The sequence below is a fragment of the Streptomyces sp. NPDC050617 genome (assembly GCF_040654795.1).
Classification (GTDB): Bacteria; Actinomycetota; Actinomycetes; order Streptomycetales; family Streptomycetaceae; genus Streptomyces.
On sequence record NZ_JBFAIS010000020.1, the window covers coordinates 1 to 23,991 of the forward strand.

The following is a 23,991-nucleotide window of genomic DNA, read 5'->3' on the forward strand; positions in this document are numbered from 1 at the left end:
TGCCGCCAGAAGGGTGTCCAGGTTTGTCGTCACACACGAGCCAACGGGCGCCCTTCGCCATGGTCGCGGCCAGCACAAACATCGGACTCATTCATCTAAGGGCTGCCGAGCGCTGCCAGCGCCTTCCGGCTGATACGCCGGGCCGCTGGTGACCAGGCGCAGGAGGCCGGCCGGAGGTGTGGCGGCGGGTGCCTGTGCGGCAGGAGTGCCCGGACCCGCGGGGTCGATCTTCAGGGAAGCAACGGGGTGGGCTCCTCCCCCGGATCACGACGTCGGGCTGATCAGGCGGCTTCCGGCGCCACATGGCCGACCGCCGCGCCGAGGCCCCTCACGACAGGAGACCGCGCCAGCGTTCGGCCGACGTCATCATGTCCTCGATGACGCGTTCCAGGAACGTCCCCTCCCTGGTCAGCCGCCGCCCCACGGGCGTATCGCGGCCGAACGTCTCCGCCGCGGCCATCGCGGCCCGCGCCACCTCGATCGTCTGCCGCGCGCTGATCATGATCGCGTTGTACGGGGCGTCGGCGTCGACCACGTAGATGTCGCGGCGGCGTCGCGGATCGCGCTCGCGCCGTACGTAGCCCTGCTCGACCAGGTAGTTGACGGCCACGGAGACGGAGGCCGGGCTGACGCCGAGCCTTCGGGTCAGCTCGGCTGCCGTGCGTCGGCCGTCCTCGGAGAGCAGCAGGTCGATGTGGATGCGCGCGGTGATCCTCGGCAGTCCGGACCGGACCGCCAGTTCGATGATCTCCCCTTCCGCGGCTTCCTCTACCGCGATCTTCTCCGCGGTCCTACCCGCGGTCTTCCCGGCGGTCTTCCCCTCGATCTTCTCTTCCACCGCGACGCCGCCCGGCGCGCCGGGCGCGCGCACGCGGGACGGCACGCCGCGCCGTGCCCGCTGGACCGTCGCCCGGTGCGCCTGCTGAGGGCGGTAGCCGCTGGGGCCGCCGTTGCGGGCGACCTCCCGGCTGATCGTCGAGGTCGGCCGGTGCAGCCGCCTGGCGATCTCGGCGTACGAACGTCCGTCGGCGAGTCCGGACGCGATGCTCTGGCGGTCCTGCTGGGTCAACCGTCCTCCTGGCATGGCGGCAGTATTGCTTTCGCCGCCCTTCATTGCAACGCCCCATTGCGTTCACGCGCAGCGTCATTGCATCAATTTGACGTCGCCCACCTGGGATTACGCACTTTTCGAGATTGACGGCCCCGCGAACGCGCCGTAGCTTTCGAGATATCGAAAACGCGTAATATCGCGAGATGAGGAATGGCCATGAGTGATTCCCTCCCGACTGCCCCCGCCACCGCCACCGCCCCCACCCCCATGACGCTCCCGACAGCACGCCGCTCCGGCTGCCCCTTCGCCCCTCCGCCGGAGCTGACCGAAGCCCACCGGCGCGGCCCCGTCAGCCCCCTCATCCACCCCGGCGGCGTACCCGGCTGGCTGATCACCGGGTACGAAGAGGTCAGGTCGGTACTGGCCGACTCGCGGTTCAGCGCCCGCAAGGAGCTCATGAACGTGGTCGATTTCGAGCTTCCGCCCGCCCCGCCCGGCGAGTTCCTCCTCACCGACGAGCCGCAGCACGGGCGCTACCGGAAGCCGCTGGTGGGCAAGTTCACCGTGCGGCGGATGCGGATGCTGACCGAGCGCGTCGAGCAGATCACCACCGACTGCCTCGACGCCATGGAGCAGACCGGGCCGCCGGCGGACCTGGTGACCGCGTTCGCCAAGCCCATCCCCGCCATCGTGATCTGCGAGCTGCTGGGCGTGCCGTACGAGGAACGGGGTTCGTTCCAGAAGCAGGTCGAGTCGTTCATGGGCGGGGAGACCACCGACGAGGAGCTCATAACGGCCTACACCGCTACGCAGAACTACCTGGCCGAACTGGTCGCCGCCAAGCGCGCGAACCCCACCGACGACGTGCTCAGCGAACTCACCGACAGCGACCTCGACGACGAGGAGTTGCGGGGCATCAGCCTGATCCTGCTCGCCGCCGGGCTGGACACGACCGCGAACATGCTGGCGCTGGGCACCTTCGCCCTTCTCCAGCACCCCGCCCAACTCGCCGCCCTGCGCGCCGATCCCGCGCTCACCGGTCAGGCCGTGGAGGAGCTGCTGCGGTATCTCAGCGTCGCCAAGTCGTTCATGCGCACGGCGCTGGTGGACGTCGAACTGGGCGGCCGGACCATCGAGGCCGGCACCACAGTCGTCCTCTCGTACCACACCGCCAACCGCGACCCCGCGCGCTTCGCCGACCCCGATGTGCTCGACCTCGGGCGGAAGTTCAGCGGACATCTGGCCTTCGGGCACGGCATCCACCAGTGCCTGGGCCAGCAGTTGGCCCGCGTCGAGATGGGCGTCGCCTTCACCGCGCTCCTCAAGCGCTTCCCCACGCTGCGCCTGGCCGTACCCGCCGAGGACGTCGCCCTGCGGCCGGAGACCGCCGACATCTACGGGGTGAAGAGCCTCCCTGTCACGTGGGACGTATGAACTCCGGCCGCTGACGCGGTGTCGTAGTGGTCGCGGCCGTACGGTACGTGCGTACATACGTACCGCCTTACGTACCGCCATATGTACGCCTACGGGCCTCCGCCCCGACGAAGAAGTCGGTGCGGAGGCCCGTAGAGCCGTCCCGTAAAGCCGTCCAGTAGAGCCGTACGGAAGGCCGTGCGGCAGGAGCGTCAGACGCGCTCGGACTCGCGGTCCTCGCCCTTCGCGCCCTCGCCCTTCGCGCCCTCCGCCGCGGCGTCCGCCGCGGCCTTCTTGCGGCCCGGCAGGAGGAAGGCGACGATCACCGTGCCGACGCCCAGCACGACCGCGCCGACGACGCTGGTGTGGGCGACCGAGTCGGAGAACGCGGAGCGCACGGCGTCGGCGAAGGACGCGCCCTGCTGCGTACCGAGTTTGGCAGCGAGCTGTTCGGACACGGCCAGGCCCGCGCCGACCGAGTCCTGCGCGACGGAGAGCACCTTCTCCGGTATCTGCGCCCCGGCCGCGGCCGACTTGGCCGCCGCGTCGGCGAGGTTGTCGGAGTAGGTGTTGGCCAGCACCGTGCCGAGTACGGCGATGCCGAGCGAGCCGCCCAGTTCGATCGAGGTGCTGTTGACCGCGCCGCCGATGCCGAGCTGGTCCTCGGGGAAGGAGCCCATGATGGCGTTGGTGCAGGGCGACAGGGACAGGCCGATGGCGAGGCCGAGAACGATGAGCGGGATCACGAAGTCCCCGTACCCCGAGTGCGCGTCGATCCGCGTGAGCAGGGCGATGGCGACCGTGCCGACGGCCATGCCGAGCGCGACCGTGACCTTCATGCCGAACTTCGGCGTGAGCAGGGCCGTCAGCGCGCCGCCGACGAAGACCGCGCCGGCCAGCGGCAGCATCCGCACACCGGTGTCCAGCGGCGAGTAGCCGAGGACGAACTGGAGGTGCTGGGTGAGGTAGTAGAACGCGCCGAAGACGGCGAGGAAGAAGAGCGCGACGGCGAGCGTGGACCCGGCGAAGGCGCGGCGCGCGAAGCGGCGGACGTCCAGGACCGGGCGCGGGTGGCGCAGCTCCCAGAGGACGAAGCAGACGAGGCCGACGGCGGCGACGACGGCCGCGGTGATCGCGGCGGCGCCCCAGCCGAAGTGCGGGCCCTCGATGATCATGTAGATGAGCGAGCCGACCCAGATGACGGAGAGCAGCCCGCCGACGTAGTCGAGCCGGTCGCTGTGGCCGGCCTTGGACGGCGGCACGAGGAACAGCGCGCCGAGGATGCCGAGTACGGCGATCGGCACGTTGATGAGGAAGCTGGAGTTCCAGCTGTACTTCTCCAGCAGAGCGCCCGCGACCAGGGGGCCGGCGGCGATGCCGAGGCCCGCGGTGGCGGTCCAGATGGTGATGGCCTTGGCCCGTTCGGCGCGCGGGAAGGTCGCGGCGAGCAGCGAGAGCGTGGCCGGCATGACGAAGGCCGCGCCGATGCCCATCAGCGCACGCGACGCGATGACCGCGTTCGAGCTGTCGGCGAGCGCTCCGGCGACCGAGGCGACACCGAAGACGACGAGGCCGAGTACGAGCGCGCCGCGGCGGCTGTACTTGTCGCCGATCGCGCCGAGCAGCAGCATCAGCGCGGCGTACGGGACGGTGTAGCCGTCGATGACCCACTGGAGGTCGGCGCTGCTCAGGTTCAGGTCGATGGTCATGTCGGGGGCGGCCACCGTCAGGGTGGTGTTCGCCATGACGATGATCAGCAGGCTGAGGCAGAGCACCCCCAGCGCTGCCCAGCGCTTTCCGTACGGCCGGTCCATCTTCTCGACCGGCGTCGACATGACGACGCGCATCCGGACACCTCTCATGATCCGGGGCAGGACCCCAGTTGATTGATATTGCACAGCACTGTGCAATTACACAGCAGTGCGCAATTTAGCCGAATGCACAGCCGTGTGCAAAATGGAGTGGTCGGCACGCCCGGGGCAACCAGCCGCACGCCCCCGGAGAATGGGCGGCCACACGCGTGCCCCGCGCCGCACGGGGACGAGGACGCCGACCGAGGAGCCGCACCACCATGACCACACTCAGCAGCCGTGCCTCCGCCAACCGCCGCCGCATCATGGACATCGCGCTCGCCGAGCTGGTGCGCAATCCGGACGCGTCCATGGACCACATCGCACGCGCCGCCGGGGTGGTACGCCGCACCGTGTACGGGCACTTCCCCAACCGCGAAGCGCTGATCACCGCGCTGACGGACGCCGCCGTCGACGACGTGTCACGGGCCTTCGCGGCCGGTATGGAGGACGTCTCGGCGGGTACGGCCCCCGCTCCCCCGGCCGACCGGGCGCTCGCCCGCGCCACCCTCTCGGTCTGGGAGTCCGCCGACCGCTACCGGCTCCTCGTCGCCCTCGCCCAGCGCAGCGTCACGGACGCGGGCATCCGGGCCCGCCTGGAGCCCGTACGGCTGAAGGCCGCGGGCCTGATCCAGCGCGGCCTGGACGACGGCGCGTTCAGCTCGCCGCTCACCTCGCGCGCCCTCGCGCACGTCTACGAGCACACGCTCTTCGGGCTGATGCAAGCGGTCAACGAGGGCGCGCTGCCCGCCGAGACGGCGGGCGTCGCCGCCGCGACCACGGTGCTGGCCACGGCGGGCGTCGCCCCGGCCCGCGCCGCTGAGGCGGTGACGGAGGCCGTACGGGAGGCTACGGCGGCGGCTGCGGGGATAGGCCCGGGACAGGGGCAGGCCCGCTGACGCTCGTACGGAATCGGGCGCCCGTACACGATCAGAGGAATCAGCCCCGCACGCGGCGAAGCCCCGCTGAACGGGGGCGTCAGCGGGGCTTCGCGATCAGGGGGTGCGAGGCGGAAGCGAGTGGGCGCTTCCCGTCCGCGCACCGGCCGGGTATCCAGCGGCTCGTACTTCACACACGGACCGCGGCCGGCGTCCACGAGCCGATGGTCGGGGCGTCATCCGGCTCACACGGCGGCGGGCTCCTTCTCCATTCCGCCCGGGCCGCCTTCCGCCGCCTCCTTCGTGCCGCTGTGCCCGTCGTCCACCAGCGTCATCTCGTCGAACGGCAGCCGCCCGGCGAGCACTTCGCCCACCCGCGCCTTGTCGATCTCCTTGGTCCAGGTGCCGACGAGCACGGTCGCGACGGCGTTGCCCGCGAAGTTGGTGAGGGCGCGCGCCTCGCTCATGAAGCGGTCGATGCCGACGATGAGGCCGACGCCGTCGACGAGTTCGGGGCGGTGGGACTGGAGGCCGCCGGCGAGGGTGGCGAGGCCGGCGCCGGTGACGCCCGCCGCGCCCTTGGACGCGATGATCATGAAGAGGAGCAGCGAGACCTGCTGGCCGATGGAGAGGGGTTCGCCCATCGCCTCCGCGACGAAGATCGAGGACATCGTCAGATAGATGGCCGTGCCGTCGAGGTTGAAGGAGTAGCCGGTGGGGACCGTGATGCCGACGACGGGCTTGCTGACGCCGAGGTGCTCCATCTTCGCGATGAGCCGCGGCAGCGCGGACTCCGAGGACGAGGTGGAGAGGATCAGCAGGAACTCGCGTGCCAGGTACTTCAGCAGCGCGAAGATGCTGACCCCGGCGACGAGCCGCAGGATCGTGCCGAGCACGATGATCACGAAGAGCAGGCAGGTGACGTAGAAGCCGACCATGATGACGGCGAGCGACTTGAGCGCGTCCACGCCCGTCTCGCCGACGACCGCCGCCATCGCGCCGAACGCGCCGACCGGGGCCGCCCACATGATCATGGCCAGCACGCGGAAGACGAGCCGCTGGATGTGACCGATGCCGCGCAGGACCGGTTCGCCGCTCGCGCCGAGGGCCTGGAGGCCGAAGCCGACCAGGAGGGCGACCAGGAGGGTCTGGAGGACCTCGCCCTTGGTGAAGGCGGAGACCATGGTGGTGGGGATGATGCCGAGGAGGAAGTCGACGGTGGAGTCGCCGCCCTTGGCCTGCGCCTCGCCCGCGTGCCGTACGGACTCGGTCAGGTGCAGTCCGCTGCCGGGTTCGAGGATGTTGCCGACGACGAGTCCGATGGCGAGCGCGACCGTCGACATGACCATGAAGTAGCCCAGCGCCAGGCCGCCGACCGCGCCGACCTTGGCCGCCTTGCGGACCGATCCGACGCCGAGCACGATCGTGCAGAAGATGATCGGCGAGATCATCATCTTGATCAGGTTCACGAACCCGGTGCCGAGCGGCTTCAGCTCCACGGCGACGCCGGGGGCGGTGAACCCGACGAGGATGCCGAGGAGCACGGCGGCGATGACCGCGATGTAGAGGTAGTGGGTGCGGTCCCTCTTCGGACGGGCGGCCTGCTCGGGCCCGTCCGGGGACGGCGCCGGCGACGGCGGCTGTGGCGGTGTCTGCGCTGACACGGTGGTGCTCCTCGGTGTGCGGCGTGCGGCTCCGGCGGCCCGCGCTCTCCCGATGAGTGATGAGTGGGGCCCCGCAGACTATGCACCCGTCTGTGACCGCGGTCACCCTTACGTGCATTACGTTCACGGCGCGGGCGCGAGGCAGACTGTCGGCCATGCGCGCACCCCGCATACCACCCCGCATACCGCGCCCCCGCAGCCTGGCCGGCCAGCTCTTCGCGATGCAGATCGTGCTGGTCGCCGCCGTGGTGGCCGGGTGCGCGTTCTTCGCGTACGCCACGGGGCGGGGCCAGGCGGAGGACGCGGCGCGCCGTCAGGTGACGGCGACGGCCGCGGCGGTGGCGGGCGCGCCGTCCGTACGGGCCGCCGCCGGCTCCCCCGACCCCAGCGCGGCGCTCCAGCCGTACGCGGAACGGGTGCGGCGCGACGCCGGGGTCACGTTCGTGACGATCATGGATCCGCACGGAACGCGCTGGACGCACCCCGACGCGGCCCGCATCGGCCAGGAGTTCCTCGGCCACACCGGGCCCGCGCTGCGCGGGAAGGCGTTCTCCGAGACGTACACCGGAACGCTCGGGCCGTCCGTACGGGCGGTGGCGCCGATCCGTTCCGGGGCGCGGATCACGGGGCTGGTCAGCGTGGGCATCACGGTGGACGAGATCAGCGCCGAGGTGCGGCGGCAGGTGATGGCGCTGCTGGGGGTGGCGCTGGGGGCGCTGGCGCTCGGCGGCGTCGGCACGTACATCGTCAACGCCAGGCTGCGCCGGCATACGCACGGCATGAACGCCGCCGAGCTGAGCCGCATGCACGACTACCACCAGGCCGCGCTGCACGCGGTGCGCGAGGGGCTGGTGATGCTGGACGGCGAGCGCCGCATCGCCCTCATCAACGACGGCGCGCGCGACCTGCTCGGGCTCACCCCCGACGCCGTCGGTCTCCACGTCACCGCCCTCGGCCTGCCGGCCCCGCTCACCGAGACGCTCCTGGCGGCGGGCCCGTGCGTGGACGAGGTCCATCTGACGGCAGACCGGATCGTCGTCGTCAACACGTCACCGGTCAGCGGCGGGGAGCGCAGCGGCACGGTCGTCACCCTGCGGGACCACACCGAACTCCAAGCGCTGTCGGGCGAGTTGGACTCCGTACGCGGCTTCGCCGAGGCGCTCCGCTCCCAGGCCCACGAGGCGGCCAACCGGCTGCACGCCGTGGTGTCCCTGATCGAACTCGGCCGCGCCGACGAGGCCGTCGACTTCGCCACGGCGGAACTGGAACTGGCCCAGGCCCTGACGGACCAGGTGGTGGCGGCCGTCGCCGAACCGGTGCTCGCGGCCCTGCTGCTGGGGAAGGCGGCACAGGCGAATGAGCACGGGGTGGAGCTGACGCTCACCCCGGAGAGCCATATCGACGACGGGGTGCTGCCGGCGGAGCTGCCGGCGCGGGACTTGGTGACGATTCTGGGCAACTTGATCGACAACGCCGTCGATGCCAGTGCGGCTGCGCCGCAGCCGGCGCCCTTGGGGGCGACCCCGGCCGCCGTCGGCCCCGGCCGCCGCGTCGAGGGGGCGGGGGCGGAGCAGGGGTCTGCTCCTGGGACCGCCGGGGGCGGGTACGAGGCGGACGCGGGCGCGCACGAAGTCCGCGACCCTGCGCCTGCCTCCGTACCCCTCCCCGAGCCCGACCGCCGGTGTGTCACCGTGACCGTCCGGGCCGACGGCGGGCAGTTGCTGCTGCGGGTGGCGGATACCGGGCCGGGGATCGATCCGGGGGCGGTCGACGAAGTGTTCCGGCGGGGGTGGAGCACCAAGGCGCCGGGGCGGGGGCTTGGTCTGGCCCTGGTCCAGCAAGCCGCACGGCGCAACGGCGGGACGGTGAACGTGGCGGCGTCGGCGGCCGGCGGGGCGCAGTTCACGGTGGCGCTGCCGTTGCGCAGCGAGGTCACGGCATGAGACCGAGCCGCCGCCATTCCCTTCCCGTAGGAGCTCCGCTATGAGTACGCCGCCGCCGGTGAACACCGACCACCCGATCCGGGTCCTCGTCGTCGAGGACGACCCGCTCGCGGCCGACGCGCACGCGCTGTACGTACGGCGCGTGCCGGGGTTCGTCGTGGCGGGGGTGGTGCACTCGCGGGCGGACGCGTCGCAGTTCCTCAAGCGGACGGCGGTGGACCTGCTGCTGCTGGACCTCTTCCTGCCCGACGGGCACGGGCTCCAGCTCGTACGGTCGCTGCGCGCGGCCGGGCATACGGCCGACGTCATCGCGGTGACGTCGGCGCGCGACCTGACGGTCGTGCGAGAGGGCGTGTCCCTCGGCGTGGTGCAGTACGTGCTGAAGCCGTTCACCTTCTCCACCCTCCGCGACCGGCTCGTGCGCTACGCGGACTTCCGTGCCGCCGCCGGGGAGGCCAGCGGCCAGGACGAGGTGGACCGCGCCCTGTCGGCGCTCCGCGCGCCGCAACCGGCCTCCCTGCCCAAGGGGTTGAGCCTGGACACGCTCCAGACGATCACCGAGGCGCTGCGCGCGGCCGGCGCGGACGGGCTCTCGGCGGGCACGGCCGCGACCGCCGTCGGCATCTCGCGGATCACGGCCCGCCGCTATCTGGAACACCTCGTCCACACGGGCCGCGCCGCCCGCACCCCGCAGTACGGTCATGTCGGCCGTCCCGAACTCCGTTACCGGTGGCTGTCCCAGAGCTGAGACGGGACGGAACGGGACGGACGCGCGGACGGGCTGACGCCTTCTGCTGCCGCTACGGGTCCATGCCCAGCGCCGCGCAGGCGCCCGCCACCGCCGCCCGCCGCAGCTCCTCCATCGGCACGTCGCCCTCGCCGCAGGCCGCGGCTCCCTGAGCTGCCGCGACCGGCATTTCAGGGAAGCGGGCTCCCCGGATCGCCGAGCCAGGCCGTCTGGCCGCTTTCCGTCACCGTCAGGCCGAAGTCGAACAGCGAGGGCCGGCCCTGGTCGCGCCACCAGTCGGCGGCGGCGCGCGTTTCGTCGTGGAGGTCGCGCGGCCCCCACTGACGCACGGACCCGCCGGCCGCGTAGGCCCAGGAGTCGGGACTGCACCACCAGTGCGCGTCGCCCTGCTCCCAGTGGGCGACGCCGGGCAGCCGCAGGCCGATGGCGAAGACGGCGTGCGGGTCGGTCAGGGCGAGGCGGTCCGCGCCGCCGTCGCCTGCGGATTCGCGCGCCTCCTGCCAGGTCCCGTCGGTGAACAGCTCGCCGATCGGGGAGCGCGGGCGCTGGCCGCGTACGGTCATGAAGGTCATGGCCCCGGCGAACCGGCCCGACGCCGTGCCGTCCTCGACGGTGAGGCGCGCGAGGCCGTGGGAGCAGAACGCGGTGCGGAAGGGCGTGAGGATCAGGCCGCCGGCGCGGGTCTGTTCGACCCACGCGTACGGAACGGTCAGGACCGCGGCGGTGGACAGCACCCGGTCGTACGGGGCACGGGACGGGTAGCCGGCCTCTCCGTCGGCGCGCACGGCGGTGACGTTCCCGTAGCCGGCGGCGGAGAGCGCGGCACGGGCTCCGGCGTGGAGCGATGCGTCGATCTCGACCGTCACCACGCTGTCGCCGCCGACGCGTCGGGCGATGAGGGCGGCGTTGTAGCCGGTGCCCGTACCGATCTCCAGGACGGTGTCCGAGGGGCGCAGATCGGCTTCGGCGAGCATGCTCAGCACGGCGTCGGGGGCGCTGATGGAGCAGGTCGGCAGGGTGCCGACGCCGTTCGCGGGGGTGCGGCCGTCATCGACCTGGGTGACGAGGCCGTCGCGCGGGTCGTAGGCCATGGCGGCCCACCGCCGCGGGTCCTGCGTACGACCGAAGGCCCGGTAACCGTCCTGGTCCTCGGCCCACACGGTGTCCGGTATGAACGCGTGCCGAGGCACGCTCTCGAAGGCGCGGCGCAACCAGGGCTGGGCGAAGGCGCCCAGGCCGCCGAGGGTTTCGGCGGCCTGGGCTCGTAGGGCGGTGAAGTCCGTGGACATGTCGGCGGTCATGTCGGCAGTCATATGGGCCACTTCGGCTCGCGATGGTCGCCGTCACCGGGCTCGGGGACGGAGGGGCGCACCCCTGCGTCACCATAACGTCACTCACGGCGCACAGGCCCCAATACCCCCGCAACTTCATGCGTTAGGAAACATTCCTAACCACCGTCTTGTCGCGAGCATGACGTCTCGCTAGCGTTCACGCACGTTCAACCCACCCCCCCATGGAGGTTCGACGTGCATCGCAAGAGAATCGTCTCCGCGCTCTCCGTACTCTCCGCCGCCGCACTCGTCGGCGGCGTCCTCACCGCCGGCGCCCAGGCCGCCGCGCCCAGCTCGCACACCCCCCGGGCAACGCCCGCCACCGCCGCGCCCAGCGGGCTCAACGGCCCCTACCTCTACCTCGGCTGGGGCAGTCCGCCGAAGGCGACGTCCGTCATGTCGGCCACCGGCATCAAGCAGTTCACCATGGCCTTCATGCTCTCCGACGGCGGCTGCAACCCGAAGTGGGACGGCACCCGCGCCCTCACCGGCGGGACAGACCAGTCCACGATCAACTCCATACGGTCGGCCGGCGGCGACGTCACCGTGTCGTTCGGCGGCTGGAGCGGCAACAAGCTGGGCGAGAAGTGCTCTTCGGCGGGGGCGCTCGCCGGGGCGTACCAGAAGGTGATCGACGCCTATAAGTTGAAGTCGATCGACATCGACATCGAGAGCACCGAGGTCTCGAACGCCACCGTGCGCCAGCGCGTAGTCGACGCGCTGAAGACGACCCAGACGAAGAACCCCGGCCTCAAGATCTACGTCACCTTCGGCACGACCACCACCGGCCCGACCGCCGACGGCAAGGACCTCGTCAAGCGCGGCGCGGCCAAGAAGCTCGACGCGGAGTGGGCCGTGATGCCGTTCGACTTCGGGCAGGGCAGCGTCGACATGGCGGCGGCCACGAAGTCGGCGGTGGACGGGCTGAAGAACACCGTCGCGAGCGAGTACAAGCTGTCCTCGGACGCCGCCTACCGCAAGGTCGGCTTCTCCTCGATGAACGGCCGCACCGACCAGGCGGGCGAGATCGTCTCGGTCGCGAACTTCACATCCATGGTGTCGTACGCGACGAGCCACCACCTCTCCCGCGTCTCCTTCTGGGCGCTCAACCGCGACCGCAAGTGCGGATCGGGCGGCGGCGGTGACGCGTGCAGCGGCATCGAGCAGGGAACGTACGACTTCACCAAGGTGCTGGCCGGGTACAACGGCTGACGGTCGCGGGGCAGGGCCCCGCCGGCGGCGGCCGTGCGGTCACCGGGCAGCCCGCCGAGGCCAGTTGGAGGTCGAGCCGTGCGCCCCACCGTTCCAGTGATCCTCGCCGCCGCCCTCGCCGCAGGCGCGCTCAGCGCCTGCGGCGCGGGGTCCGCGCCCCATCCGGACACCGTGAAGGTCGCCTACCAGCGGAACACGAACAGCAAGGTCCGGTACACCGACGACTATCTGGCCATGGTGAAGAAGGAGTTCGAGAAGACGCACCAGGGCAAGAAGATCGAACTCATTCCGATCCAGGCGTCCGAGAACGACTACTACGCCAAGATCCAGCAGATGATGCGGTCCCCGAAGACGTCACCGGACCTCGTCTACGAGGACACGTTCCTCATCAACTCCGATATCAAGAGCGGATATCTGCGCCCCCTGGACGACAAGCTCAAGACGTGGGCCGACTGGAAGCAGTTCGTACCGGCCGCTAAGGCCGCCACCAGAGCCGAGGACGGCAAGACGTACGGCGTGCAGGACGGCACCGACACCCGCGCCCTCTGGTACAACAGAGAGATTTTCGCCAAGGCCGGACTGCCCGCGAAATGGCGGCCGAAGACCTGGCAGGACGTCCTCGACACCGCTCGTACGATCAAGCGCAAGGTCCCCGGCGTCACCCCGCTCAACGTCTATACGGGCAAGGGCGCGGGCGAGGCGTCCGTGATGCAGACCTTCGAGATGCTGCTGTACGGCACCGGCAAGGACCCGCTCTACGACCCGGCGGCGAAGAAATGGGTCACCGGCAGCAAGGGGTTCCGGGACTCGCTGGACTTCGTGCGGAGCGTCTACGCCGAGAAGCTCGGGCCCGAGCTCTCCGACGCCCTCGACCCGAACGTCGCCGTGCGCAACGTCAGCGAGTGGCTGCCGGCCGGCAAGGTCGCCATCGACCTCGACGGCTCCTGGCTCGGCGAGTACTGGCTCCCCACCGGCGGCAAGCCCTGGCCCCAGTGGTCGAAGGTGATGGCCCAGGCCCCGTTCCCCACCCAGCACGGGCAGGCGCCCGGCAAGGTCAGCCTCTCCGGCGGCTGGGCCTGGTCGATCCCCGCCAAGTCCCGCTACGCCGATCTGGCCTGGCAGGTCATCGAGACCCTCCAGTCGAAGCGGAACGCGGTCGAGTGGGACATCCGGGGCGCGCAGATCGCCGTCCGCGACGATGTCGCCGCCGACGCGAAGTACCTCACGTCCATGCCCGGCATCGACTTCTTCACCTCTCTCGTGAAGTACAGCCACTTCCGGCCCGCGCTGCCCGTCTACCCCAGGGTCTCCGCCGCGATCGGCGAGCAGATGGAGAACGTCACCACCGGCGACTCGTCGGTCGCCGAGGCCGCGAAGGCGTACGACGAGCAGGTCTCGTCGATCACCGACGGCGCTGTGGTGGGCAGGAAGTGATGACCGCGCTCCCCGCCGCGCGGCCCCGCGGGCCCCGCCGCCGCCTCCGCTGGCTGCCCCTCGCCCCCGCCACCCTCCTCCTGCTGCTCTTCCTCGGCGGGCCCATCGCGTACTGCGTCTATATCGCCTTCACCGACATGCAGCTGACGGGCTCCTCGGCCACGCACTTCGTGGGCCTGGACAACTTCAAGCAGGCGTTCTCGGACGACAAGTTCATCAACGCGGTCGTCCTCACCCTCGTCTTCACCGTGCTCTCCTCGATCGTCGGCCAGAACACCCTGGGCCTGGCCCTCGCCGCCCTGATGCGGCGCGCCTCGCGCCCCGTACGGACGCTGACCGGGGCCGTCGTCATCGCCGCCTGGGTGCTGCCGGAGATCGTCGCCGGGTTTCTGCTCTACGCCTTCTTCAACCAGCGCGGCACCCTCAACGACATTCTGGAATGGCTCCATCTGCCGTCCCAGAACTGGCTGTTCACGCTGCCCATCCTCGCGGTCTCCTTCGCCAACGTCTGGCGCGGCACCGCGTTCTCGATGCTCGTCTACTCCGCCGCGCTCTCCGACATCCCGCGGGAGGTCACCGAGGCGGCGGAGGTGGACGGCGCGAGCGGGTGGCAGCGGATGTGGCGTGTCACGCTGCCGATGATCCGCCGCTCCATCGCCACCAATCTGATGCTCAACACGCTCCAGACGCTGTCCGTGTTCGGCCTGATCTGGGCGATGACGCGCGGCGGGCCCGGTACGCGCAGCCAGACGCTCCCCGTCTTCATGTACGACCAGGCGTTCCTGAAGGCGCTCATCGGCTACGGCACGGCGGTGGCGCTGCTGCTGCTCCTGGTGGGGGCGCTGTTCTCGATGGTGTATCTGCGACTGCTGCGCGAGGAGGTCTGAGATGCGCCGCACATCGAGCGGGGCCCGGCGACCACGCCTCCGTACGACCAAGCTGCGGCGCGCCACGCGGCAGCGGCTGGCCGCCGACGCGGCGCTGCTGGTCGCGGCCCTGGCCTTCGCCGTGCCGCTGGCCTGGCTGGTGCTGTCCTCCGTCGACGAGCACGCCTCGCTCGACGTCTCCGTGCCGTCCCACCCCACGCTCGCCAACTTCGACGCCCTCATGGACCCCGAGATCACCTACCGGCCCATGCTCAACAGCCTGCTCCTGTGCGGCGGCGGCACGCTCCTGACCATCGTCTGCGCCGCCCTCGCCGCCTATCCCCTCTCGCGGTTCCGCTCCCGCTTCAAGCGCCCGTACCTCATGGCGGTGCTGTTCACCACCTGTCTGCCGATCACCGCGGTCATGGTCCCGGTGTACGGGCTCTTCGTGCAGATCAACCTCATCGACTCGCTGTTGGGCACGGCGCTCTTCCTCGCCGCGACGCAGCTGCCGTTCGCCATCTGGCTGATGAAGAACTTCATGGACTCCATCCCCGTCAGCCTGGAGGAGGCCGCCTGGACCGACGGGGCGAACCCCATGCAGGCCCTGGTCCGGGTGGTCCTGCCGCTGATGGGCCCGGGTGTGGCGGTCGTGACCGTCTACAGCTTCATCATGATGTGGGGGAACTTCTTCGTCCCCTTCATGCTGCTGCTCACCCCGGACCAACTTCCGGCATCCGTATCGATCTTCACGTTCTTCGGCTACCGCGGCGAGGTGGCCTACGGGCAGCTCGCCGCCTTCTCCCTCCTCTATTCGACGCCCGTGATCCTGCTGTACGTCCTAATCTCCCGGCGCCTCGGCGGCGGCTTCGCGCTGGGCGGCGCGGTGAAGGGGTGAGGGCCGCGCCCCCGTGATCCCGTTCGCCCGGAAGTCGGACGGGCGTCCATCCTGAGTACGACGTACGGACCCGGCATCGGCCATTTGGCCGGTGCCGAGGTCGGGCCGTGCGGCCGAGGTGGGGCGGGGGCCCGGTGGTCAAGGATGGGAGAGCACTCATTCCCCGCTCTCCCAGGAGACCTTGTGTCCCGTTCCGCCCCTTTTCCCACGTCGACCGCCGTCCCCGGAGCCGCCGGCTCCGCCGTCGCCGCGCGGGCGACCGAGCTGAGCAAGGTGTACGGGCAGGGCGAGACCCAGGTGGTCGCGCTGGACGCGGTGTCCGTGGAGTTCCGGCGCGCCGAGTTCACCGCGATCATGGGGCCGTCCGGTTCCGGCAAGTCCACGCTCATGCACTGCATGGCGGGGCTCGACTCCTTCTCGTCCGGTTCGGCCCGGATCGGCGACGTCGAGCTGGCGTCGCTGGGCGACCGGGAGCTGACGCGGCTGCGCCGGGACCGGATCGGCTTCGTGTTCCAGGCGTTCAACCTGCTGCCGACGCTGAGCGCGATCGAGAACATCACCCTGCCGATGGACATCGCGGGCCGCGGGCCCGACCGGGCCTGGCTGGAGCAGATCGTCTCGACGATGGGCCTGTCCGCGCGGCTGACGCACCGGCCGTCGCAGCTCTCCGGCGGCCAGCAGCAGCGCGTCGCCGTGGCCCGCGCGCTCGCCTCCCAGCCCGAGATCATCTTCGCGGACGAGCCGACCGGCAACCTCGACTCCCGCTCGGGCGCGGAACTGCTGGGCTTCCTCCAGGAGTCGGTGCCGGCGCTCCAGCAGACGGTCGTGATGGTGACGCACGACGCGGTCGCCGCCTCGTACGCGGACCGCGTGATCTTCCTGGCCGACGGCCGGATCGTGGACGAGCTGCGCGCGCCGACCGCCGACGCGGTGCTCGACCGCATGAAGGCGTTCGACTCGAAGGGCCGTACGAGCTGAGGAACCCCCACCTCGGCCCCCGCCCACCGCTCGCCGCCGGACCCCGGCGCTCCCCGTCCCCCGCGATCCAGGACTGACCACACGTGCTTCGCACCGCTCTGCGCAACGTACTCGCGCACAAAGCCCGGCTGGTGATGACCGCTCTGGCGATCGTCCTCGGCACCGCCTTCGTCTCCGGCACGCTGATCTTCGGCGACACCACCGGCAACGCCTACCGCAACGTCTCCGCCAAGAACTATCAGGGCATCGCCACCCTGGTGACCGCCAACGAAGGGCTGCGCTCCCCCGGCGACCAGCACAAGACCGCGCTCGACGAGCGGCTCGCGGAGAAGATACGGGCGCTGCCGGGCGTCGCCTCGGTGCGGCCGATCGCCTCGGGCTTCGCCACGATCGCCGACAAGAAGCAGCGGCCCCTGGGCGACGACTGGGGGTCGCTCGGCGCGAGCTTCACGCCGGGCAAGGACGGCAAGGACGCCCGCTACCCGCTCGTCAAGGGCCGCGCGCCCGCCTCCTCCGACGAGATCGCCCTGAACTCGGGCGCCGTCTCCGACGCCGGGTTCACGCTCGGCGACAAGATCCGGTTCGCGGTGGACGGGCCGGTGATGACCAAGAAGCTGGTCGGCGTCGTGGACACGGACGACCCGCGGGTGACGACGGGCGGCACGCTGGCGCTGTTCGACACCGCGACCGCGCAGCACCTGTTCGCCTCCCCCGGCTCCTACAGCGACTTCGAGGTGGGGGCCGAGCCCGGCGTCGACGACGTCGAGCTGACCGGGCGGATCGAGCGGCTGCTGCCCGAGGACAAGGCGCTCGCGCAGAGCGGTTCGGAGCTGGCCCGTATCCAGGCCGACGAGATCACCCTGAGCACCCGGTCGCTGACCAAGTCGCTGATGGTCTTCGCGGGCATCGCGCTGTTCGTCGGGGCGTTCATCGTCGCCAACACCTTCACCATGCTGATCTCGCAGCGCCGCCGGGAGACCGCGCTGCTGCGGGCGGTGGGCGCGTCCCGCCGCCAGGTGGTGCGCTCCGTGCTGGCCGAGGCGGCGGTGCTGGGGCTGCTGGCCTCGGCGGCCGGGTTCGTGCTGGGCATCGGCGTCGCGCTGGGGCTGCGGCCGCTGCTCAACGCGACGGGCTCGCACCTCCCCGACGGGCCGCTGATCGTCGAGCCGGCCTCGTTCGGCTACGCACTCGTCGTCGGCGTGGCCGTGACCGTACTGTCCGCGTGGCTGCCGGCGCGGCGCGCGGCGCGGGTCGCCCCGGTGGAGGCGCTGGCCGAGATCGACCAGGCGCCCGCGCAGCGGAGCCTGGTGGTGCGCGGCGTGATCGGCGCGGTGCTCGGCGGCGCGGGCGTGGCGACCATGGTGTACGTGGCCACTCTGTCGTCCAGCGAGGGCATCGACGCCGGCATGGCGGGCTCGGCGCTCGTCCTGGCGGGTGCGGCTGTCCTCGCGCCGCTGCTGTCGCGCCCGCTGGTGACGTTCGCCGGGAAGGGGCTGGCCCGGATGTTCCCGGCCAGCGGCCGGCTCGCGACGCGCAACGCCCTGCGCAACCCGCGCCGCACCGCGGCGACGGCCTCCGCGCTGATGATCGGCCTCACCCTGATCACCGGTCTGTCGGTGCTGGGCCACTCGGCCACGCTGGGCGTCGACAAGATGATGGAGAAGCAGGGGCTGACGGCCGACTACCAGGTGTCCTCGGAGGGCGGCCGCGGCCTCGGTAAGGACGCCGCGCACCGGCTGGCCGGCGTGCCGGGCGTCGCCGCGGCCGTACCGGTGCGCACGGTCGGCGCCGACCTGGGGTCCAGTGCCGGCGGCTTGACCGGCACGGACGCCGCGAACCTGCCGAAGGTGACGGGCATGCGCTTCACCAGCGGTTCGGCGGACGCCATACGGGTCAAGAACACCATCGCCCTCTCGGAGAAGACCGCGAGGGAGAACGGCCTGCGGACCGGCCAGAGCGTCAAGGTCTCCTACTCCGATGGGGAGGACGACGAGGAGGAGGGGAAGCCGGGCCGTGCGAAGGGCCCGAAGACGGCCACGTACAAGATCGTCGGCGTCTACACCGACAACGAGGTGGCGCCCAACGCGCTCGCCTCGCTGGCCACGATCGCGAGCCACGTCGAACAGCAGAACCTCGCCAACGAGCGGATTCTCATCAAGGCGGAGCCGGGCCGGGCGGGCAAGCTCGACGACAAGATCCGCTCGGCGCTCGGCAGCAACCCGCTGGTGAAGGTGAAGGACCAGTCCGTCCTGCGCGCGGAGCGCAGCGGATCGATCGGCGACATCCTGAACATGACGTACGGGCTGCTGGGCATGGCCCTGGTCATCGCGGTGGTCGGCGTCGTGAACACGCTCGCCATGTCGGTCTTCGAGCGCACCCGTGAGATCGGCATGCTGCGGGCGATCGGCCTGGCGCGCCGCGACGTGAAGCAGATGGTGCGGCTGGAGTCGGTGATGATCTGCGTGTTCGGCGCGGTGCTGGGGATCGTGGTGGGCGTCTTCCTGGCCTGGTCGGGCGGCCACCTGGTGAAGTCCTCGTTCCCGGCGTACGAGTTCGGCCTGCCGTGGGCGCGGATCGCCCTGTTCCTGCTGATCGCCCTGGTCGTGGGCGTGCTGGCGGCGGTGTGGCCGGCGCGCCGGGCGGGCCGGCTGAGCCCGCTGGAGTCGATCGGCGCGCAGTAGGACGGGCGGATGCGAAACGGCGGTGGGCGCCCCCTCAAGGAGAGGGGGCGCCCACCGCCGTACGGGTCGCGCTGCGCGTCAGCCCTGCTGGCCGGCGCCCTGGTCGGCCTTCTGGCCGCCGAGGTGGTGCACCCGGACCATGTTGGTGGTGCCGGGGACGCCGGGGGGCGAACCGGCGGTGATGATCATGGTGTCGCCCTCGTTGTAGCGGTTGAGCTTGAGCAGCTCGGCGTCGACGAGGTCGACCATGGCGTCGGTGTTGTCGACGTGCGGCACGACGCGCGTCTCGATGCCCCAGCTCAGCGTCAGCTGGTTGCGGGTGTCCGCGTCGGTGGTGAAGGCCAGGATCGGCTGGGCCGCGCGGTAGCGGGAGAGGCGGCGGGCGGTGTCGCCGGACTTGGTGAAGGCCACCAGCGCCGTCGCGCCGAGGAAGTCGGCGATCTCGCAGGCGGCGCGGGCCACGGAGCCGCCCTGGGTGCGCGGCTTCTTGCCCGGGACCAGCGGCTGGAGGCCGCGCGAGAGCAGCTCCTGCTCGGCCGCCTCGACGATGCGGGACATCGTCTTGACGGTCTCGATCGGGTACGAGCCGACGCTCGACTCGGCGGAGAGCATGACCGCGTCCGCGCCGTCGAGGATGGCGTTGGCGACGTCGGACGCCTCGGCGCGGGTCGGCCGCGAGTTGGTGATCATCGACTCCATCATCTGGGTCGCGACGATCACCGGCTTGGCGTTGCGGCGGCACAGCTCGATGAGGCGCTTCTGCACCATCGGGACCTTTTCGAGCGGGTACTCGACGGCCAGGTCGCCGCGGGCGACCATGATGGCGTCGAAGGCCGCGACGACGGCCTCCATGTTCTCGACGGCCTGCGGCTTCTCGACCTTGGCGATCACCGGCACCCGGCGGCCGACCTCGTCCATGACGCGGTGCACGTCGCGGACGTCGTCGGCGTTGCGCACGAAGGACAGCGCGACCATGTCGCAGCCCATCCGCAGCGCGAACCGCAGGTCCTCGACGTCCTTCTCGGCCAGCGCGGGCACGTTGACCGCGGCGCCGGGCAGGTTGATGCCCTTGTGGTCGGAGATCACACCGCCCTCGATGACGATGGTCTTGACCCGCGGGCCGTCGACCTCGGTGACCCGCAGCTCGACGTTGCCGTCGTTGATCAGGACCTGGTCGCCCTTGGAGACGTCGCCGGGCAGCCCCTTGTACGTGGTGCCGCAGATCGTCTTGTCGCCGGGGACGTCCTCGGTGGTGATGGTGAACTCGTCGCCGCGCTCCAGCTCGACCGGGCCGTCGGCGAAGGTCTCCAGGCGGATCTTGGGGCCCTGGAGGTCGGCGAGGACGCCGACCGCGCGGCCGCTCTCCTCGGCGGCCTTGCGGACGCGGTGGTACCGCTCCTCGTGGTCCGACTGGGTCCCGTGGCTGAAGTTGAAGCGGGCCACGTTCATGCCGGCCTCGATCAGCGCTTTGAGCTGGTCGTAGGAGTCGGCGGCGGGGCCCAGGGTGCAGACGATTTTGGAACGGCGCATAAAGCTGATCCTATCGGTTTGTTTCGGGGCGGAATAATCCAGTGGGGGTCGGGCCGGGCCGCCCGGCCGCCGGCCACCGGCGGAGGGAGGCCCGTACCTAGGCGCTGACCAGGGCGTACGTCTGGGTGGCGATCTCCAGCTCCTCGTCGGTGGGGACCACGGCGACCGCGACCTGGCTGGCGTCCGCCGAGATCAGCCGGGCCGAGGAGCCGCGCACGGAGTTCCGTACCGCGTCCACCTCGATGCCGAGCACGCCCAGGCCGCGCAGCGACGCCTCCCGGACGGCCGCGGAGTTCTCGCCCACGCCCGCCGTGAACGCGACGGCGTCCACCCGTCCGAGCACCGCCGTGTACGCGCCCACATACTTGCGCAGCCGGTGCACATAGATCTCGAAGGCGAGCTGCGCGGCGCGGTCGCCCTCGCCCATCCGGCGGCCGATCTCGCGCATGTCGTTGTCGCCGCAGAGGCCGATGAGGCCGCTCTTCTTGTTGAGCAGCTCGTCGACCTCGTCGACGCTCATCCCGGCCACCCGCCGCAGGTGGAAGGTGACCGCGGGATCGATGTCACCGGAGCGCGTACCCATCACGAGCCCCTCCAAAGGCGTCAGCCCCATGGAGGTGTCCACGCACCGGCCGCCCTCGACGGCGGAGGCGGAGGCCCCGTTGCCGAGGTGCAGCACGATGACGTTGACATCGGCCACGTCCTTGCCCAGCAGCTTCGCGGTCTCGCGGGAGACGTACGCGTGCGAGGTGCCGTGGAAGCCGTAGCGGCGGATGCGGTGCGCGTCGGCCGTCTCGACGTCGATGGCGTAGCGCGCCGCGTGCTCCGGCATCGTGGTGTGGAAGGCCGTGTCGAAGACCGCGACCTGCGGCAGGTCGGGGCGGAGCCCCATGGCCGTGCGGATGCCCGTGATGTTGGCCGGGTTGTGCAGCGGCGCGACGGGGATCAGCCGCTCGATCTCCGCCAGCACGTCCCGGTCGATGACGGTGGGCCCGCTGAACCGCTGGCCGCCGTGCACGACGCGGTGGCCGATCGCGGCGAGCTTCGGCGAGTCGAGCCCCAGCCCGTCCGCGGACAGCTCCTCGGTGAGGGCCCGCAGCGCCTCGTCGTGGTCCGCGATCGGCCGCTCCCGCTCGCGCTTGGCGCCGCCCGTGGCGAGCGGGGAGTGCGTCAACCGGGAGGTCTGCTCGCCGATGCGCTCGACCAGGCCGGTGGCGAGCCGGGTGCTGTCGGCCATGTCGAGGAGCTGGTACTTGACCGAGGAGGAGCCGGAGTTGAGGACGAGTACGCGGGTGGCGTCGACGTTCGCGGTCATGGGCGGGCTTTCCGGTAGGCGGCGGACGGAGGGAGGGGGGAGCGGGATTACGGCTGCTCGCCCTGGGCCTGTACGGCCGTGATGGCGACGGTGTTCACGATGTCCTGCACCAGCGCGCCGCGGGAGAGGTCGTTGACCGGCTTGCGCAGCCCCTGGAGGACCGGGCCGACGGCGACGGCGCCCGCGGAGCGCTGCACGGCCTTGTACGTGTTGTTGCCGGTGTTCAGGTCCGGGAAGATCAGCACCGTGGCCCGGCCCGCGACCTCGGACTCCGGCAGCTTGGTGCGCGCGACCGCCGCGTCGACGGCGGCGTCGTACTGGATCGGCCCCTCCACCAGCAGGTCCGGGCGGAGTTCGCGGACCAGCTCGGTCGCCTTGCGGACCTTGTCGACGTCGGCGCCGGAGCCGGAGGTTCCGGTGGAGTACGACAGCATCGCGATGCGCGGCTCGACGCCGAACCGGGCGGCGGTGGCGGCCGACTGGATGGCGATGTCCGCGAGCTGCTCGGCGTCCGGGTCGGGGTTGACGGCGCAGTCGCCGTAGACGAGCACCCGGTCGGCGAGGCACATGAAGAAGACGGACGACACGATCTGCGCGCCCGGCTTGGTCTTGATGATCTCGAAGGCGGGGCGGATGGTGGCGGCGGTGGAGTGCACCGCGCCGGAGACCATGCCGTCGGCCAGGCCCTCCTGGACCATGAGGGTGCCGAAGTACGAGACGTCGGAGACGACGTCGTACGCCAGCTCGTAGCTGACGCCCTTGTGGGCGCGGAGCCGGGTGTACAGCTCGGCGAACCGCTCGCGCAGCGGGGAGGTGTGCGGGTCGACGAGGGCCGCGTCGCCGAGGTCGATGGAGAGTTCGGCGGCGCGCTTGCGGATCGCGGTCTCCTCGCCGAGGAGCGTCAGGTCGCAGACGTCCCGGCGCAGCAGCACGTCGGCCGCGCGCAGTACGCGTTCCTCGGCGCCCTCGGGCAGCACGACCCGGCGGCGTCCGGCGCGGGACCGTTCGATCAGCTCGTGCTCGAACATCATCGGCGTGACGCGGCCGGACCGGGCCACCGAGATGCGCCGCGTCAGCTCGGCCGTGTCCACGTGCCGTTCGAAGAGTCCGAGGGCGGTCTCGGCCTTGCGCGGCGAGGCGGCGTCGAGCTTGCCCTCGATCGCGAACAGCTGCTCGGCGGTGGGGAAGGAGCCGCCGCGCACCGAGACGACGGGCGTGCCGGGGGCGAGCCGGGAGGCGAGCGCGAGGATGTCGGGGCCGGGGCGCTCGTCGAGGGTGAGCACCACGCCGGCTATGGGCGGCGCCCCGGCGCTGTGCGCGGCGAGCGCGCCGACGATGAGGTCGGCGCGGTCCCCGGGGGTGACCACCATGCAGCCGTCGGTGAGCGCCTTGAGGAAGGTGGGCAGCATGGCGCCGCCGAAGACGAAGTTCCGTACGTCGCGGGCGAGCCCGGCGGCGTCGCCGAGCAGCACCTCGGCGTCGAGGGCCTGGACGGTCTGGGCGACGGTGGGGGCGGAGAGCGAGGCGTCCTCGGGGAGCGCGTAGCAGGGCACGGGGAGGCGGGCGGCGAGCCGTTCGACGATGGCGGTGCGGTCGTCGGGCGCGACGCGGTTGACGACGACGGCGACGACGTCGCAGCCGAGCGCCTCGTAGGCGCGGTAGGCGTTGCGGGCCTCGGACCGTACGGACTCGGCGCTCTGGTCCTGGCCGCCGACGACGGGGACGACGAAGGCGCCGAACTCGTTGGCGAGCCGGGCGTTGAGGGCCAGTTCGTCGGGGAGGTTGGTGGCGCCGTAGTCGGTGCCGAGCACCAGCACGTACTCGTACTCGCGGCCGACCGCGAGGAAGCGCTCGACGAGCCGGGAGACCAGCTCGTCGGTGCCCTGTTCGGCCTGGAGGGCGGTGGCCTCCGCGTACGTCATCCCGGAGGCCGCCTCCGGGGTCTGGCTGAGCCGGTAGCGGGACCGCAGCAGATCGAAGAGGCGGTCGGGTCCGTCGTGCAGGAGGGGGCGGAAGATGCCCACTCGGTCCACATGGCGGGTCAGGAGCTCCATCACTCCGAGTTCGACGACCTGCCGGCCGTCCCCGCGGTCGATCCCGGTCACGTATACGCTGCGCGTCACGCGTGCTCTCCTTGATCCATCTCAGGTCCACCTCGACCTAAAAGCTGCGCTTTTGCCGGTTTCCTGGGCAAAAACA

Annotated in this window: 17 protein-coding genes; 10 read left to right on the forward strand and 7 right to left on the reverse strand. The window is 71.2% G+C overall.

All coding sequences use genetic code 11. The features are described from left to right. Positions 1 to 328 precede the first annotated feature (328 nt). Positions 329 to 1,069 carry a MarR family transcriptional regulator gene (locus AB0I49_RS24635; RefSeq protein ID WP_363229229.1) on the reverse strand — a complete coding sequence of 247 codons (741 nt, stop codon included), beginning with the start codon at positions 1,067 to 1,069 and terminating at the stop codon, positions 329 to 331. Positions 1,070 to 1,267: 198 nt separating this feature from the next. Here AB0I49_RS24635 and AB0I49_RS24640 point away from each other — a divergent pair, with 198 nt between their 5' ends. Further along, complete coding sequence (locus AB0I49_RS24640; protein WP_363229231.1) at positions 1,268 to 2,485, forward strand: cytochrome P450; 1,218 nt, start codon at positions 1,268 to 1,270, stop codon at positions 2,483 to 2,485. A 191-nt stretch (positions 2,486 to 2,676) separates the two neighbouring features. On the opposite strand, the gene AB0I49_RS24645 is transcribed toward AB0I49_RS24640, so the two are convergent. Further along, the gene (locus tag AB0I49_RS24645; RefSeq protein WP_363229232.1) at positions 2,677 to 4,311 is read right to left on the reverse strand and encodes an MFS transporter; all 1,635 of its coding nucleotides are present in this window, start codon (positions 4,309 to 4,311) and stop codon (positions 2,677 to 2,679) included. Between the two features lie 224 nt (positions 4,312 to 4,535). Here AB0I49_RS24645 and AB0I49_RS24650 point away from each other — a divergent pair, with 224 nt between their 5' ends. Beyond that, positions 4,536 to 5,213, forward strand: coding sequence for a TetR/AcrR family transcriptional regulator (locus tag AB0I49_RS24650; RefSeq protein WP_363229233.1), 678 nt, complete (start codon positions 4,536 to 4,538; stop codon positions 5,211 to 5,213). A gap of 224 nt (positions 5,214 to 5,437) precedes the next feature. Here AB0I49_RS24650 and AB0I49_RS24655 read toward each other — a convergent pair whose 3' ends face one another. Further along, positions 5,438 to 6,754: a cation:dicarboxylase symporter family transporter gene (locus AB0I49_RS24655; protein ID WP_363229367.1), complete on the reverse strand. Its 1,317-nt coding sequence runs from the start codon at positions 6,752 to 6,754 to the stop codon at positions 5,438 to 5,440. 257 nt (positions 6,755 to 7,011) lie between these two features. Here AB0I49_RS24655 and AB0I49_RS24660 point away from each other — a divergent pair, with 257 nt between their 5' ends. Together AB0I49_RS24660 and AB0I49_RS24665 are read left to right on the forward strand one after the other, a co-directional pair. Then, positions 7,012 to 8,799 carry a sensor histidine kinase gene (locus tag AB0I49_RS24660; RefSeq protein ID WP_363229234.1) on the forward strand — a complete coding sequence of 596 codons (1,788 nt, stop codon included), beginning with the start codon at positions 7,012 to 7,014 and terminating at the stop codon, positions 8,797 to 8,799. 40 nt (positions 8,800 to 8,839) lie between these two features. Further along, on the forward strand, positions 8,840 to 9,547 hold the full coding sequence (locus tag AB0I49_RS24665; protein WP_363229235.1) for a response regulator: 708 nt from the start codon (positions 8,840 to 8,842) through the stop codon (positions 9,545 to 9,547). Positions 9,548 to 9,717: 170 nt separating this feature from the next. Here AB0I49_RS24665 and AB0I49_RS24670 read toward each other — a convergent pair whose 3' ends face one another. Continuing rightward, on the reverse strand, positions 9,718 to 10,860 hold the full coding sequence (locus AB0I49_RS24670) for a methyltransferase domain-containing protein (RefSeq protein ID WP_363229236.1): 1,143 nt from the start codon (positions 10,858 to 10,860) through the stop codon (positions 9,718 to 9,720). 213 nt (positions 10,861 to 11,073) lie between these two features. Here AB0I49_RS24670 and AB0I49_RS24675 point away from each other — a divergent pair, with 213 nt between their 5' ends. The 6 genes from AB0I49_RS24675 (at position 11,074) to AB0I49_RS24700 (ending at position 18,947) form a co-directional block, all read left to right on the forward strand. Beyond that, the gene (locus AB0I49_RS24675) at positions 11,074 to 12,090 is read left to right on the forward strand and encodes a chitinase (protein ID WP_363229237.1); all 1,017 of its coding nucleotides are present in this window, start codon (positions 11,074 to 11,076) and stop codon (positions 12,088 to 12,090) included. A 78-nt stretch (positions 12,091 to 12,168) separates the two neighbouring features. Further along, positions 12,169 to 13,524, forward strand: a complete 1,356-nt coding sequence (locus AB0I49_RS24680) for an extracellular solute-binding protein (RefSeq protein WP_363229238.1) — start codon at positions 12,169 to 12,171, stop codon at positions 13,522 to 13,524. Further along, complete coding sequence (locus AB0I49_RS24685; protein ID WP_363229239.1) at positions 13,524 to 14,411, forward strand: sugar ABC transporter permease; 888 nt, start codon at positions 13,524 to 13,526, stop codon at positions 14,409 to 14,411. Before AB0I49_RS24680 ends, AB0I49_RS24685 begins: the two co-directional genes overlap by 1 nt. A 1-nt stretch (position 14,412) precedes the next feature. After that, the gene (locus tag AB0I49_RS24690) at positions 14,413 to 15,288 is read left to right on the forward strand and encodes a carbohydrate ABC transporter permease (RefSeq protein ID WP_363229240.1); all 876 of its coding nucleotides are present in this window, start codon (positions 14,413 to 14,415) and stop codon (positions 15,286 to 15,288) included. Positions 15,289 to 15,471: 183 nt separating this feature from the next. Next, positions 15,472 to 16,266 carry an ABC transporter ATP-binding protein gene (locus AB0I49_RS24695; RefSeq protein WP_363229241.1) on the forward strand — a complete coding sequence of 265 codons (795 nt, stop codon included), beginning with the start codon at positions 15,472 to 15,474 and terminating at the stop codon, positions 16,264 to 16,266. Positions 16,267 to 16,349: 83 nt separating this feature from the next. After that, on the forward strand, positions 16,350 to 18,947 hold the full coding sequence (locus AB0I49_RS24700) for an FtsX-like permease family protein (RefSeq protein WP_363229242.1): 2,598 nt from the start codon (positions 16,350 to 16,352) through the stop codon (positions 18,945 to 18,947). 78 nt (positions 18,948 to 19,025) lie between these two features. Here the strand turns inward: AB0I49_RS24700 and pyk are convergent, their stop codons facing one another. From pyk to pta, 3 genes are all read right to left on the reverse strand, one after another. Further along, positions 19,026 to 20,477, reverse strand: a complete 1,452-nt coding sequence (gene pyk / locus AB0I49_RS24705; RefSeq protein ID WP_363229243.1) for a pyruvate kinase — start codon at positions 20,475 to 20,477, stop codon at positions 19,026 to 19,028. 97 nt (positions 20,478 to 20,574) lie between these two features. Next, positions 20,575 to 21,792, reverse strand: a complete 1,218-nt coding sequence (locus AB0I49_RS24710; protein ID WP_363229244.1) for an acetate kinase — start codon at positions 21,790 to 21,792, stop codon at positions 20,575 to 20,577. 47 nt (positions 21,793 to 21,839) lie between these two features. Next, entirely contained in the window at positions 21,840 to 23,915 is a 2,076-nt protein-coding gene (pta, locus tag AB0I49_RS24715; RefSeq protein WP_363229245.1) for a phosphate acetyltransferase, read from the reverse strand. Between the last annotated feature and the right edge of the window lie 76 nt (positions 23,916 to 23,991).

Bases quoted from the DNA above. Each gene is read 5' to 3' on its own strand.
- AB0I49_RS24645 (WP_363229232.1), bottom strand. From the start codon at position 4,311: ATGCGCGTCGTCATGTCGACGCCGGTCGAGAAGATGGACCGGCCGTAC.
- AB0I49_RS24685 (WP_363229239.1), top strand. From the start codon at position 13,524: ATGACCGCGCTCCCCGCCGCGCGGCCCCGCGGGCCCCGCCGCCGCCTC.
- AB0I49_RS24670 (WP_363229236.1), bottom strand. From the start codon at position 10,860: ATGACTGCCGACATGACCGCCGACATGTCCACGGACTTCACCGCCCTA.
- AB0I49_RS24660 (WP_363229234.1), top strand. From the start codon at position 7,012: ATGCGCGCACCCCGCATACCACCCCGCATACCGCGCCCCCGCAGCCTG.
- AB0I49_RS24665 (WP_363229235.1), top strand. From the start codon at position 8,840: ATGAGTACGCCGCCGCCGGTGAACACCGACCACCCGATCCGGGTCCTC.
- pyk (WP_363229243.1), bottom strand. From the start codon at position 20,477: ATGCGCCGTTCCAAAATCGTCTGCACCCTGGGCCCCGCCGCCGACTCC.
- AB0I49_RS24640 (WP_363229231.1), top strand. From the start codon at position 1,268: ATGAGTGATTCCCTCCCGACTGCCCCCGCCACCGCCACCGCCCCCACC.
- AB0I49_RS24650 (WP_363229233.1), top strand. From the start codon at position 4,536: ATGACCACACTCAGCAGCCGTGCCTCCGCCAACCGCCGCCGCATCATG.
- AB0I49_RS24690 (WP_363229240.1), top strand. From the start codon at position 14,413: ATGCGCCGCACATCGAGCGGGGCCCGGCGACCACGCCTCCGTACGACC.
- AB0I49_RS24710 (WP_363229244.1), bottom strand. From the start codon at position 21,792: ATGACCGCGAACGTCGACGCCACCCGCGTACTCGTCCTCAACTCCGGC.